This window comes from Streptomyces abyssomicinicus, assembly GCF_008974245.1.
GTDB classification, from domain to species: domain Bacteria; phylum Actinomycetota; class Actinomycetes; order Streptomycetales; family Streptomycetaceae; genus Streptomyces; species Streptomyces abyssomicinicus.
In genome coordinates this window covers 212,654-226,029 of record NZ_BBZI01000006.1, presented here as the reverse complement: position 1 = coordinate 226,029, position 13,376 = coordinate 212,654, and the positions used below count along the sequence as shown (strand labels likewise).

Sequence of the window (13,376 nt, the reverse complement as noted above, 5' to 3'; positions counted from 1 at the left end):
GTGACCGTACACGCGTCTTATACGGCTGTCTAGAACAACTGTATAAGACGGGTGTCCGTGACGCGTGTACAGGCGCGGTTTACGCTGGTGGCATGGGTCATCGCGAAGATTTGCTGGACGGTGCCAAGCGCTGTCTGCTGGAGAAGGGTTTCGCCCGGACCACCGCGCGCGACATCGTGCGGGAGTCGGGGGCCAATCTGGCGTCGATCGGTTACCACTACGGGTCCAAGGACGCCCTGCTCGCCGAGGCCTACGTGGCGCTGGTGGAGGAGCAGGCGGAGCGGTTCGACTGGGACGCCGGCGCGGCCGGCACCCCTCCCGGTTCGCACGAGAGGCTGCGGGCGACGATGCGGACGCTCGCGGACTCACTGAAGCGCCCGGACTCGATCTGGCACCTGAGCATCGAGATCATCGCCATGGGTGACCGGCTTCCGGAGATCCGCCGCAACCTGGCGCTCGCCCAGCGCAGCGGCGGCCGTGGCCTCGCCGCACTGCTGCTGGGCATTCCGGAGGAGAAGGTCGACGACGACCTCACCGACACCGTGGGGAACTTCGCCATGGTCCTGCTGACCGGCCTGATCGCCCAGAACTCGCTGGATCCGGACGGCACCCCGACCGGGGACCAGCTTGCCGACGGCCTGCTCCGGCTGGTCGCCGGCCCGGCTCCGGAGGGCGGCCGGTGACTACAGCCGCGCGGCCTTGACGCCCATGTGGAGCAGGAGCCGGTGTTCGCCGTCGTCCAGGTCGAGGCCGGTGAGCTGCTCCACCCGGGAGAGGCGGTAGTAGAGCGTCTGCCGGTGGATGCCCAGGGCCGCCGCCGTCCGGCCCGCCTGCCCGGCGTGGTCGAGGTAGACCTCCACGGTGCGGGCCAGCTCCGGGTGGGCGAGCAGTTCGCGCAGTGCCGCGTCCTCCGCCGTCACCCCGGCCGGAAGGCGGGTGAGCAGGCGGTAGGGGCCGATCGACGACCACCGCGCCACCGGCCCCAGCCGCGGTTCGGCCGACGCGGCACGCGCGGCGGCCAGCGCCTGGTCCCAGAGCACGCCCGCCTCGCGGGCCCCGCGGCGGGGTCCGCCGACCCCCGTCGCCGAGCCGGGGGCCAGCCGGGCGGCCGCGGTCAGCACCGAGGCGGGCACCTCGGCGCCGGTGCGCACCCGCACCAGCAGAGCCAGCATCCGCGGGCCGCCCGTCAGCGGCGCGGCGCAGGCCGCCGCCGTGCCCGGCACCCTGCGCACCGACGGCGGCTCGCCCTCGGTCCACGGCGTCACGCACAGGGCGGTGTACAGGTCGCCCGCGTCGGGCCCGAGCGCCGACTCCAGCGCGGTCAGCGCGATCTCCCGCTCCCGGCCCGGACCGCCGCTCTCCAGCACCCGTCGGAACTCCCGGGTCACCGAGTCCTCGGCGGAGGCCTCCTCGGCGAGCAGCCCGCCGATGCGCTCGGCCACCCGCATGGCCGACGCCAGCTGGGCCTCGGTGGGGCCGGGGTCGGACTCCAGGAGCCACACGTACCCCTGGACGACCTCACGGGAGCGGGCCGGCAGGCAGATCCGCCCCCGCAGCACCCCCGCCTCCGGCGCCGGGGGGATACGGACCGGGCCGGTGGCACGGGCGATGCCGAAACCCTCGAACCAGGCTTTGACCTGCGCCGACGAGCTGCGCGCGAGGATCGTCCGGGTCCGCACCGGGTCGAGTTCGGCCTCGTCGCCGAGCCCGTCGTGCACGCCGAAGGCGATCAGCCCGAAGTCGCGGCCCTCGAGGGTGGCCGGGACGCCCAGCAGCGCGGAGATCTCGTCGACCAGTTCCTGGTAGTCGGGTTTCACGGCTCCATTCTCCCTCCTCTTCATACAGATGTCTGAGAGGAAAGCCGGTGATCCGTGACAGGTGTCGATAGGTGAAACCGAACCCGGATCCCTACCGTTCGAAGCGGCGGTCCACGCCCTCGTCACTTTCGTTTTTCCAGGAGGTCCCGTGCTGGGTCCCGTGATTCTCGCCGCCTCGCGCAGCGACAGGATGCGCCGTCTCGTCACCGCGGCACCGGGCACCAAGCAGGTCGTCGACCGGTTCATCCCCGGTGAGACGGTCGGCGACGTGCTGCCGATCATCCGCCGGCTCACCGGCCAGGGCCTCGAGCTCACCATGGACGTGGTGGGCGAGGACATCACCACCCCCGAGCAGGCCGAGGCGGCCCGCGACGCGTACCTGGAGCTCATCGCCCACGTCGGCGAGCTGGAGCTCGGTCCCCGGGTGGAGATGTCCGTCAAGCTCTCGATGTTCGGCCAGGACCTGGAGGACGGCGTCGCGCTGTCCCGCGCCAACGTGCGCCCGGTCGTCGAGGCCGCCGCCGCGATCGGCACCACCGTCACCCTCGACGCCGAGGACCACACCACCATCGACAGGATGCTGGCCACCCACGCCTGGCTGCGCGAGGACTTCCCGCAGACCGGCTGCGTGATCCAGGCGATGCTGTTCCGCACCGAGGAGGACGCCCGTCGTCTCGCGGCGAGCGGCAGCCGGGTGCGCATCGTCAAGGGCGCCTACAAGGAGCCCGCCGAGGTGGCGTACCAGTCGAAGGCCGAGATCGACAAGGCGTACGTCCGGATCATGAAGATCCTGATGGACGGCGACGGCTACCCGATGATCGGCTCGCACGATCCGCGGATGATCTCCATCGGACAGGAGCTCGCGCGGCGCGCAGGGCGCAAGATGGACGAGTACGAGTTTCAGATGCTGTTCGGCATCCGCGGCGACGAATCGCTGCGTCTCGCCGCCGAGGGTCACCGGATGCGTGTCTACACCGCGTACGGCACCGACTGGTACGGCTACTTCATGCGCCGTCTCGCGGAGAAGCCGTCGAACCTGAAGTTCTTCCTGCGTTCGATGGTCAGCAAGGGCTGAGCCCCGCACCGCTCAACCGCACCCACCGCTCAGAGCTCTCACAAGGAGAAGGAACCCATGGACGCTGTGACCCAGGTCCCCACGCCCGTGAACGAGCCGGTGCACGGCTACGCCCCCGGCTCCGCCGAGCGCGCCCGGCTGGAGGCCAAGCTCAAGGAGCTGGCCGACAACCCGATCGAGCTCCCGATGACCATCGGCGGCGCAAAGCGCCTCGGCGGCGGCGAGGAGTTCAAGGTCGTCCAGCCGCACAACCACCAGGCGGTCCTCGGCACCGGCCGAGGCGCCACCCAGCAGGACGCCCAGGATGCGATCGACGCCGCCCTGGCCGCCGCCCCGGCCTGGCGCGCGATGTCCTTCGACGACCGCGCCGCGATCATCCTGCGCGCCGCCGAGCTGCTGTCCGGCCCGTGGCGCGAGACGCTGGCCGCCTCCACCATGCTCGGCCAGGGCAAGACCGCCCAGCAGGCCGAGATCGACACCCCCTGCGAGCTCGTCGACTTCTGGCGCTTCAACGTGCACTACGCGCGCCAGATCCTCGCCGAGCAGCCCCCGGCCAACTCCCCGGGCGTGTGGAACCGCATGGACCACCGCCCGCTGGAGGGCTTCGTCTACGCGATCACGCCGTTCAACTTCACGGCCATCGCCGCCAACCTGCCGACCGCGCCCGCGCTGATGGGCAACGTCGTGGTGTGGAAGCCGTCCCCGACGCAGACCCACGCCGCCGTGCTGATGATGAGCCTGCTGGAGGAGGCGGGCCTGCCCAAGGGCGTCATCAACCTGGTCACCGGTGACGGCATCGCGGTCTCGGAGGTCGCGCTGAACCACCGCGACCTCGCCGGCATCCACTTCACCGGCTCGACCAAGACCTTCCAGCACCTGTGGAAGACGGTCGGCGCCAACATCGAGAACTACCGCACCTACCCGCGCCTGGTCGGCGAGACCGGCGGCAAGGACTTCGTCGTCGCCCACCCGAGCGCCGACCGCGCGATCCTGAAGACCGCGCTGACCCGCGGCGCCTTCGAGTACCAGGGCCAGAAGTGCTCCGCCACCTCCCGCGCCTACATCCCGGCCTCCATCTGGAACGACGGGTTCAAGGAGGAGTTCGCGGCCGAGATCGACGGCATCAAGATGGGTGACGTCACCGACCTGTCGAACTTCATCGGCGCCGTGATCGACGAGCGCGCCTTCGCCAAGAACAAGGCCGCCGTCGACCGCGCCAAGGCCGACGACGCCTGCACGATCGTGGCCGGCGGCACCTACGACGACTCGGTCGGCTGGTTCGTCCGCCCGACCGTCATCGAGTGCACCGACCCGGAGAACGAGGTCTTCACGACCGAGTACTTCGGCCCGATCCTCGCCGTCCACGTCTACGAGGACGACCGGTACGACGAGATGCTGACCCAGATGGAGTCGGCCTCCGACTACGCCCTCACCGGCTCGGTCATCTCCGGCGACCGCGCCGCGGCGGCGTACACGATGGACAAGCTCCGCTACGCGGCGGGCAACTTCTACATCAACGACAAGTCGACCGGCGCCGTGGTCGGCCAGCAGCCGTTCGGCGGCGGCCGCGCCTCCGGCACCAACGACAAGGCCGGCGCCCCGCAGAACCTGCAGCGCTGGACCCTGACCCGGGCCATCAAGGAGACCCTGGTCCCGCCGACCGAGTACGGCTACCCGCACATGGGCTGACGGCCCACGCGCACCACGGCTCCGCCCCCGTTCCCTCCTCCGAGGGGGCGGGGGCGGAGCCGTGTGCTGTGACGGACGGGGCGGGAGTGAACGCGTGGGCCCGTTGGGGTGGTCTCCGTCTCGGATAGTAGGACGTCCGACTAACTGTGGAGACAACCAAGCCCGCCTGGCCTAGCTTGGTGGAAGCCGAACATCTCGCCCGACCCGGCGAACGGCGTTGGCGAGCCACGCCCCCACGCAGGCGACCCCTGCGGCGTGCCGCTCCCCGCCCCTTCCGGCGCCTCTCGTCACTCTTCCTCCGAAGGAGCCGATGCGTCATGTCCGAGACGACCGTCGCCGCGCACCCGCACACCGCCGTCCGCCCCCGGACCCGTCGCGCCCGGGTGGCCGACGCGGACCGCCGCAATGCCGCCGCCGCGCTCCAGCGGGCCCTCGACCGCCGCGACAACGGCGGCTCCACCGGCCACTGACCCCGCCCCCGGTTTCCCGCCCTCCATCTCCCGGCCTCCCGGCCTCCCGGCCTCCCGGCCTCCCGGCCTCCCGGCCTCCCGGCCTCCCGGCGGCCCGAGCGTGGTCGTCGGCCTTGGCGGCCGGTTTGCCGACCCGGCTTCCGGTCGGGCCGGTGAGCGTCGCGGCTCCCCCGAAGCGTGCGGCGGGGTCCGCGGAGCCTCACGGCGCCGTCCTCCGGCCCGGCGAACGGTCCGGTGAGGGCATGGCCCGGTCGCAGGGGGTGAGTGAAACCGCACGTCACGGTGCCGGCTGTCCGTATGGCGGATGGTGCGGGCCACTCCTTGGGACGACCCACTAAGGTGCCGACATGTCTCGCAGCATCGATCTCGCAGTGATCCCCGGTGACGGCATCGGGCAGGAAGTCGTGGCCGAAGGCCTCAAGGTCCTCTCCGCCGTCCTCCCGCAGGATGTGAAGCTGGAGACCACGGAGTACGACTTCGGCGCACGCCGCTACCACGCCACCGGTGAGACCCTCACCGACGCGGACCTGGCCGCCCTCAAGGGGCACGACGCCATCCTGCTCGGCGCCATCGGCGACCCGTCCGTCCCCTCGGGCGTCCTGGAGCGCGGCTTCCTGCTCAAGCTCCGCTTCGCCTTCGACCACCACGTCAACCTCCGCCCGTCCAAGCTCCTGCCGGGTGTCGCCACCCCGCTGGCCGGCGAGCCGGAGATCGACTTCGTCGTGGTCCGCGAGGGCACCGAGGGCCCGTACACGGGCAACGGCGGAACCATCCGCAAGGGCACCGAGCACGAGGTCGCCACCGAGGTCTCGGTGAACACCGCGTACGGCGTCGAGCGCGTGGTCCGTGACGCCTTCGCCCGCGCCCAGGCCCGCCCGCGCAAGAAGCTCGCGCTGATCCACAAGAACAACGTGCTGACCTTCGCCGGCCACCTGTGGACCGACGTGTTCAACCGGGTCGCCCAGGAGTTCCCCGAGGTCACCACCGAGTACATGCACGTCGACGCGGCGACCATCTACCTGGTCACCCAGCCGGAGCGCTTCGACGTGATCGTCACCGACAACCTCTTCGGCGACATCGTCACCGACCTCGCCGCCGCCGTCTCCGGCGGAATCGGCGTGGCCGCCTCGGGCAACATCAACCCGAGCGGTGCGTACCCGTCCATGTTCGAGCCGGTCCACGGCTCGGCCCCGGACATCGCCGGCCAGGGCAAGGCCGACCCCACGGCCACCGTCCTGTCCGTCGCCCTCCTGCTGCGCCACCTCGGGTACGACGCCGAGGCGGCGCGCATCGACGACGCCGTCGCCGCCGACCTGGTCGAGCGCGTGGCTCTCGCCGCCCGCTCCACCGAGGAGATCGGCGACGCGCTCGCCGCCCGAGTAGCCGGCTGACCCCGGCCCGCCCACCTTTCGAAAGCCGCCGGGAGCACCTCGCACCCGGCGGCTTCCGCCATGTCCCGCCGGGTGCCACCATCGAAACGCAGGGTCTCGACCCCGCACCGTTCCTTCACCGGGCACCCTCTTGCGATAATCGAACGTGGAGTCGCGTCGACGAGGGCGCCGACCGGACGTCCCCTCACCGGACCTCCGGACCCCGGCGGCAAGGACGAGCGGAAACGCGGCCCGTCACTACAACGGTGAAGGACAGTTCTGCTGATGACGACGACGCCCACGATCGAGCTCAAGCCCACCTCGCACCCGCTGCCCGCGGCCGAGCGGGAGGCGATCCTGGCCAGCCCCGGGTTCGGCCGCCACTTCACCGACCACATGGTGACGATCAAGTGGACCGAGGGGCGCGGCTGGCACGACGCCGAACTCGTCCCGTACGGCCCGCTCTCCCTCGACCCGGCCAACATGACCCTGCACTACGCGCAGGAGATCTTCGAGGGCCTCAAGGCGTACCGCCGCGCCGACGGCTCGGTGGGCATCTTCCGCCCCGAGAAGAACGCCCGCCGCTTCCAGGCATCCGCCCGCCGCCTGGCCATGCCGGAGCTGCCGGTCGAGACCTTCATCGAGGCCTGTGACGTGCTGGTCCGCCAGGACGAGGCGTGGGTCCCGGCGCACGGCGGCGAGGAGTCCCTGTACCTGCGGCCGTTCATGATCGCCACCGAGGTGGGGCTGGGCGTCCGTCCGGCCAAGGAGTACCTCTTCCTGGTCATCGCCTCCCCGGCCGGCGCCTACTTCCCGGGCGGCGTGAAGCCGGTCTCCATCTGGGTCGCCGAGGAGCACGTCCGCGCGGTCCCGGGCGGCATGGGCGACGCCAAGACCGGCGGCAACTACGCGGCCTCCCTGATGGCGCAGGCCGAGGCCGCCAAGGTGGGCTGCGACCAGGTCTGCTACCTCGACGCCATCGAGCGCCGGTGGATCGAGGAGCTCGGCGGCATGAACCTGTACTTCGTCTACGAGGACCGGATCGTCACCCCGTCGCTCAGCGGCTCCATCCTGGAGGGCGTCACCCGCGACTCCCTGCTGTCGGTCGCCCAGGACCTCGGCCTCGCCCCCGAGGAGGGGAAGGTCTCCGTCGACCAGTGGCAGGCGGACGCCGAGAGCGGCGCCCTCAAGGAGGTCTTCGCCTGCGGCACGGCCGCAGTGATCACCCCGGTCGGCACGGTCAAGCGCAGCAGCGGCGCCGAGTGGAAGCACGGCACCGGCGAGCCGGGCGAGGTCACCCTGCGCCTGCGCGACGCCCTGCTGGACATCCAGCGCGGCACGGCCGAGGACAAGCACGGCTGGATGCACAAGGTCTGCTGAGGCCCCGCCAGGCCCGTCCGGCCCGGGCAGGCCCGTCCGCCCCACGGGGCCCGTCCGCCCCGCCAGGCGCACCGGGCCCGGTCCGGGGCCCGGATGACGACGACGGCCCCGGGGAGTGTCCCGCACTCCCCGGGGCCGTCGTCGTCATCCGGGGCGAACGCCCCGGCGTGGGACGGTTCGCCCGTATCCTGAGACACCCGGCCGGTCGTGGGGCGTCTGTGCCAGACTGACGCCGTGCCCTCGTTCGCCATGATTATCGGCAGCAGGCGCGCCGGTCCGCAGTGACCGCCCGTACGTACCCCGTACGCGTGGTCACCCTCGTCGTCGACCCGCGCGCAGACCTCTCGCACCCGCGAGGGGTTTTCTTTGTTTCGGCCCCACCCGCGGCCGAAACGGAGGGCGTGCGGCATTCGAGGGCGGTGGCGCCGGTTCTTCCGGTCCGACCGAGACGACCAGTTCAGGAGTTCCTGCCATGACGGAAACCAGCCGACCCGACGACGCCTTCCACGTCTTCGACACCACGCTGCGCGACGGCGCCCAGCGGGAGGGCATCAACCTCACCGTCTCCGACAAGCTGGCCATCGCGCGCCACCTGGACGAGTTCGGCGTGGGGTTCATCGAGGGCGGCTGGCCCGGTGCCAACCCGCGCGACACCGAGTTCTTCGCCCGCGCCCGTGAGGAGATCGACTTCCGCCACGCCCAGCTGGTCGCCTTCGGCGCGACGCGCCGGGCCGGCGGATCGGCGGCGGACGACCCCCAGGTCAAGGCGCTCCTGGACTCCGGCGCGGACGTGATCACCCTGGTCGCCAAGGCCCACGACCGCCACGTGGAACTGGCCCTGCGCACCACCCTGGACGAGAACCTCGAGATGGTCCGCGACACCGTCGCCCACCTCCGGGCGGCCGGCCGCCGGGTCTTCGTCGACTGCGAGCACTTCTTCGACGGCTACCGGGCCAACCCCGAGTACGCCACGGCCGTGGTCCGCACCGCCGCGGAGGCCGGCGCCGACGTGGTCGTCCTGTGCGACACCAACGGCGGCCTGCTCCCCGCCCAGATCCACTCGGTGGTCTCCACCGTCCTCGCCGCCGTGCGCACCGACAAGGGCGACGCCCGCCTCGGCATCCACGCCCAGGACGACACCGGCTGCGCCGTCGCCAACACCCTCGCGGCCGTGGACGCCGGCGCCACCCACGTCCAGTGCACCGCCAACGGCTACGGCGAGCGGGTCGGCAACGCCAACCTGTTCCCGGTCGTCGCCGCGCTGGAGATCAAGTACGGCAAGCGGGTCCTGCCCGAGGGCAAGCTCCGTGAGATGACCCGGATCTCCCACGCCATCGCCGAGGTCGTCAACCTCACCCCCTCCACCCACCAGCCCTACGTCGGCGTCTCCGCCTTCGCCCACAAGGCCGGGCTGCACGCCTCCGCCATCAAGGTCGACCCCGACCTGTACCAGCACATCGACCCCGAGCAGGTCGGCAACACCATGCGGATGCTCGTCTCCGACATGGCGGGCCGGGCCTCCGTCGAGCTCAAGGGCAAGGAACTCGGCATCGACCTCGGCGGCGACCGGGAGCTGGTCGGCCGGGTCGTCGAGCGGGTCAAGGAGCGGGAGCTCAAGGGCTACACCTACGAGGCCGCCGACGCCAGCTTCGAGCTGCTGCTGCGCGCCGAGGCCGGCACCGCCCCGGTCTACTTCGAGGTGGAGTCCTGGCGCGCGATCACCGAGGACCGCCCCGACGGCAGCCACGCCAACGAGGCCACCGTGAAGCTGCGCGCCAAGGGGGAGACCATCCACGCGGCCGGCGAGGGCAACGGCCCGGTCAACGCGCTGGACCGGGCGCTGCGCGCGGGCCTGGAGCGGATCTACCCCGAGCTGGCCAAGATCGGCCTGGTGGACTACAAGGTCCGCATCCTCGAGGGCCGCTCCGGCACCGACTCCACCACGCGCGTGCTGATCTCCACCTCCGACGGCCGCGCCGAGTGGTCCACCGTCGGGGTCGCCGACAACGTCATCGCCGCCTCCTGGCAGGCGCTCGCCGACGCCTACACCTACGGGCTGCTGCGCGCCGGGGTCGCACCCGCGTAGGCGCGGTCCGCCGCCGGACGGGCGGCGGGGGCGAGGTCCTGCGCGGACCCGGGCGGGCCCGCGCAGGACCTCCGCCGCCGCTTCGTCCGGCACCCGGCCGCCGCTCCGTCCGGCACCCCGCCGTCGGTCCCTCCGGTCCCGCGTCGGGCCCTCGCGTCGGCGACCGAGGCCCGCGGTGCACGCGGGGAGGGTGCCCATTATGGCCTCGGGTGACCTATTTCACCCTTTCGGGCCATGAGGCGTACCTTCGAACGTATGAAGGGCACCCCGACCCGCCGGCGCCTCGGGCGACCGGCCTCCCTCGTGGCGGCGACGCTGCTCACTACGTCGGCCACCCTGGTGACCGGCGTGCCCCTCGCCTCCGCCGCGCCCACCGGGACAGTGGCCGCGGCGGAGTTCAGCGTCGCACCGGCCGCCGCCCCGATATCCGACATAGCCGAACGGCTGCGGGAGAACCCCGTCTACGTCGACCCCGAGGCGTCCGACCAGCTCTCGCGGGCCGACGCGAACGCGCTCACCGACCAGATCGAGGAGTCCGGCCGTCCGATCTTCCTGATCGTCCTGCCGGCCGACTACCCGACCGACAACATCTTCGGAGACCTGCGCGCCGCGACCGGCGTCACCGGTGTCTACGGCATACGCCTGGGCGACCGCTTCGACGCCCGGGCGGACTCGTCGGTGATGTCCCGCCAGGCCGTGAGCAACCTGGCCCGCAGCGTGGACGGAGAGCCGGCCGCGCAGCAGCTGAACGACTTCACCGACCGGGCCGTCGCCACCATGAGCGGCTCGGCGCCCGCCGGCCGGACGGCAGGCGAGGCCAACGGCGTGGGCGCCCTGGTGACCGTCGGCGCGCTCGCCGCGGCGGTCGGCGGCAGCGCGCTGGTGGTGTCCCGCCGGGGCCGCCGCCGGACCGAGGCCGCGCAGAAGGAGTCGCTGGAGCGGCTGAGGGTCGTCGTCGACGAGGACATCACCGCGTACGGCGAGGAACTGGACCGGCTGGACTTCCACCCGGCCGAGCCCGGAGCCGACGACGCGATGCGCGCGGACTACGCGCGGGCCCTGGACAGCTACGAGGACGCCAAGCGGAAGATGGCGGCCGCCAAGCGGCCGGACGACGTCAAGGGCGTCACCGAGACGCTGGAGGACGGCCGGTTCGCACTCTCCGTGCTGGCCGCGCGGCGGGAGGGCCGGCCGCTGCCGGAGCGGCGCGCCCCCTGCTTCTTCGACCCCCGGCACGGGCCCTCGGTGGCCGACGCCCGGTGGACGCCGCCCGGCGGCACGGCCCGCGAGGTGCCGGTCTGCGCCGCCGACCAGGCGCGGCTCGCGGACGGGCTGGAGCCGATGATCCGTGAGGTCGACACCGGGTACGGCAACCGCCGCCCCTACTGGGACGCGGGCCCCGCCTACGGCCCGTGGGCCGGCGGCTACTTCGGCGGAGCGCTGCTGCCGGGGCTGCTGATGGGCACCATGCTCGGCGGCATGATGGCCGGCCCCGCGTACGGGGCGGGCTGGGGGGACGGGTACGCCGGCGGCCACGAAGGCGGCGACTTCAGCGGCGGCGACTTCAACTCCGGTGACTTCGGAGGCGGGTTCGGCGGCGGCGGTGACTTCGGCGGAGGCGGCGACTTCGGCGGCGGCTTCTGACCCACCCGGCCCGGCGCGCCCGACCCGGGCGTCCCCGGCTCCGCCACCTCGGCTGCGGCGCACCTGGCCCGGCATCCTCGCTCCGGCCCGGCCACCGCCGCTCCGGCGTCTCTGCCTCCGCCGTGGCGCGCCCGGCCCGGCATCCTCGCTCCGGCGTCCCAGGCTCGGCCACCCCCGCCCCGGCGTCCCGGCTCCGTCACCCCCGCGCTTGCTCTGGCGTGGCCTGGCCCGGTGTCTTGGCTCCGGTGTCTCTGGCCCGGTCACCGGCGCTGCGGCGCGCTTGGCCAGGCGTCTCCGGCTGCGCTGCCTCTGCTGTGGCGTGGCCCGGCCCGGTGTCTTGGCTCCGGTGTCTCTGGCCCGGTCACCGGCGCTGCGGCGCGCCTGGCCAGGCGTCTCCGGCTGCGCTGCCTCTGCTCTGGCGCGGCCCGGCCCGGCATCCTCGCTCCGGCGTCCCCGGTACGGCCACCCCCGGTCCGGCGTACCGGCTCAGTCACCCCCGCTCCGGGGCGCCAGGCGCTCCGTGCCTGCCGGGACGGCCGTGTTCCGTGGGGCGGGTCCCCGCCGGGACCGCCGCGTTGCGCGCCGTGCGTGGCTGCCGGTCCCGGCCGTGCCGCTCCCGCCGGGGCCGGTCGCCCCCGGGGCGCCGAGGAGCGGCCGGCCGGGTGGGTCACACCGCCGCGTACACCGCGTTCAGGTACTGCGCCCCCGTCTCGGACCCCACCAGCCCCGCCTTCATCTCGTTCATCACGTAGCAGAAGGTCATCCGCCGCTCCAGGTCCATCACGATCTGCGAACCGCCCCAGCCGCCCCAGAAGCAGATCCGCCCCTCGGGGATGAACGGCACTCCCGCCGGCTCCGGCAGCGCGTACCCGATGCCCCACCGCAGGGGGATCGCCAGCACCTGGTCGACTCCGTGAGCCTGCTCGCGGAAGATCAGCTCGATGGTCTCGGGCGACAGCAGCCGCACCCCGTCCACCTCGCCCCCGCGCGAGACCACGGAGAGGATCCGCGCGATCGAGGCCGCGTTGCCGTGGCCGTTGGCCCCGCCGATGTCGGCGAGCCGCCACTGGGGAGTGTTCGCGATCTCCGCCCGCAGCGGCGCCCCCATCAGCGTCTTCGCCAGCACGCTCCGCGGGTCGACGGCGCCCGGGTCGATCTGCATCGGCGGCGGAGGGACGATCTCCGCGCAGCGCCCCCAGTCCGCCTCCCGCGCGCCGATCCGGAAGTCCGCGCCCAGCGGGCCCGAGATCTCCTCGTCCACGAACCGCTTCAACGGCTTCCCGCTGACCCGCCGCACCACCTCGCCGACCAGATGCCCGAAGTTGAGCAGGTGGTACCCGGACCCCTCGCCCGGCGTCCACCACGGGGCCTGCGCGGCCAGGTGGGCCGTCGAGCGCTCCCAGTCGAAGAGGTCCGCCACGTCGAACGGCGCGGCCCAGCCGGACACCCCGGAGGTGTGGCTCAGCACGTGCCGGACCAGCACCCCCTCCTTGCCGTCGGTGGCGAACTCCGGCCAGTACTTGGCCACCGGGGCGTCGACGTCCAGCTCCCCGCGGTCCACCAGCATCAACGCGGCGAGCGAGGCCACCGTCTTGGTCGTGGACCACACGTTGACGACCGTGTCCCGCTCCCAGGGCCGGGTCCGCGCCGCGTCGGCGTGCCCGCCCCACAGGTCGATCACCCGCTCCCCGTCGATGTCCAGGTACACCGACAGCCCGGTCTCCGCGCCGACCGCCAGGTTCGCCTCCGCGGCCTCCCGCACCGCCGCGAAGCGCTCGTCCACATACCCGTTGAGTCCGGCCACCGCCGCGCCCCCTGTCCCTCCCGGCCGGACCCGACCGTCCG

At 72.8% G+C, this 13,376-nt stretch carries 10 protein-coding genes; 8 read left to right on the top strand and 2 right to left on the bottom strand.

From position 1 onward, the window contains the following. Window positions 1–92 precede the first annotated feature (92 nt). A complete protein-coding gene (locus GBN72_RS08495) occupies window positions 93–683 on the top strand; it encodes a TetR/AcrR family transcriptional regulator (protein WP_151771100.1) in 591 nt (196 codons plus the stop codon). Here GBN72_RS08495 and GBN72_RS08490 read toward each other — a convergent pair whose 3' ends face one another. After that, complete coding sequence (locus tag GBN72_RS08490) at window positions 684–1,817, bottom strand: PucR family transcriptional regulator (protein ID WP_151771099.1); 1,134 nt, start codon at window positions 1,815–1,817, stop codon at window positions 684–686. Between the two features lie 148 nt (window positions 1,818–1,965). On the opposite strand from GBN72_RS08490, the gene GBN72_RS08485 reads away from it, so the two are divergent. The 7 genes from GBN72_RS08485 to GBN72_RS08460 all read left to right on the top strand — a co-directional run bounded on the left by GBN72_RS08485 (window position 1,966) and on the right by GBN72_RS08460 (window position 11,531). Next, window positions 1,966–2,892, top strand: a complete 927-nt coding sequence (locus GBN72_RS08485) for a proline dehydrogenase family protein (protein ID WP_151771098.1) — start codon at window positions 1,966–1,968, stop codon at window positions 2,890–2,892. A gap of 57 nt (window positions 2,893–2,949) precedes the next feature. Further along, the gene (pruA, locus tag GBN72_RS08480) at window positions 2,950–4,581 is read left to right on the top strand and encodes an L-glutamate gamma-semialdehyde dehydrogenase (protein ID WP_151771097.1); all 1,632 of its coding nucleotides are present in this window, start codon (window positions 2,950–2,952) and stop codon (window positions 4,579–4,581) included. A 317-nt stretch (window positions 4,582–4,898) separates the two neighbouring features. Continuing rightward, a complete protein-coding gene (locus GBN72_RS34045) occupies window positions 4,899–5,051 on the top strand; it encodes a hypothetical protein (protein WP_164540507.1) in 153 nt (50 codons plus the stop codon). 347 nt (window positions 5,052–5,398) lie between these two features. Then, on the top strand, window positions 5,399–6,442 hold the full coding sequence (locus tag GBN72_RS08475) for a 3-isopropylmalate dehydrogenase (RefSeq protein ID WP_151771096.1): 1,044 nt from the start codon (window positions 5,399–5,401) through the stop codon (window positions 6,440–6,442). A gap of 264 nt (window positions 6,443–6,706) precedes the next feature. Beyond that, window positions 6,707–7,801 (top strand): branched-chain amino acid aminotransferase, encoded by a 1,095-nt coding sequence (locus tag GBN72_RS08470; protein WP_151771095.1) that lies wholly within the window; start codon window positions 6,707–6,709, stop codon window positions 7,799–7,801. 472 nt (window positions 7,802–8,273) lie between these two features. Beyond that, complete coding sequence (gene cimA / locus GBN72_RS08465) at window positions 8,274–9,887, top strand: citramalate synthase (protein ID WP_151771094.1); 1,614 nt, start codon at window positions 8,274–8,276, stop codon at window positions 9,885–9,887. 255 nt (window positions 9,888–10,142) lie between these two features. Continuing rightward, window positions 10,143–11,531: a hypothetical protein gene (locus GBN72_RS08460; RefSeq protein ID WP_369695879.1), complete on the top strand. Its 1,389-nt coding sequence runs from the start codon at window positions 10,143–10,145 to the stop codon at window positions 11,529–11,531. A 667-nt stretch (window positions 11,532–12,198) separates the two neighbouring features. Here the strand turns inward: GBN72_RS08460 and GBN72_RS08455 are convergent. Then, complete coding sequence (locus tag GBN72_RS08455) at window positions 12,199–13,335, bottom strand: serine hydrolase domain-containing protein (RefSeq protein WP_151771093.1); 1,137 nt, start codon at window positions 13,333–13,335, stop codon at window positions 12,199–12,201. Window positions 13,336–13,376: the final 41 nt, after the last annotated feature.

Bases quoted from the DNA above. Each gene is read 5' to 3' on its own strand.
- GBN72_RS08475 (WP_151771096.1), top strand. From the start codon at position 5,399: ATGTCTCGCAGCATCGATCTCGCAGTGATCCCCGGTGACGGCATCGGG.
- pruA (WP_151771097.1), top strand. From the start codon at position 2,950: ATGGACGCTGTGACCCAGGTCCCCACGCCCGTGAACGAGCCGGTGCAC.
- GBN72_RS08495 (WP_151771100.1), top strand. From the start codon at position 93: ATGGGTCATCGCGAAGATTTGCTGGACGGTGCCAAGCGCTGTCTGCTG.
- cimA (WP_151771094.1), top strand. From the start codon at position 8,274: ATGACGGAAACCAGCCGACCCGACGACGCCTTCCACGTCTTCGACACC.
- GBN72_RS08470 (WP_151771095.1), top strand. From the start codon at position 6,707: ATGACGACGACGCCCACGATCGAGCTCAAGCCCACCTCGCACCCGCTG.
- GBN72_RS34045 (WP_164540507.1), top strand. From the start codon at position 4,899: ATGTCCGAGACGACCGTCGCCGCGCACCCGCACACCGCCGTCCGCCCC.
- GBN72_RS08460 (WP_369695879.1), top strand. From the start codon at position 10,143: ATGAAGGGCACCCCGACCCGCCGGCGCCTCGGGCGACCGGCCTCCCTC.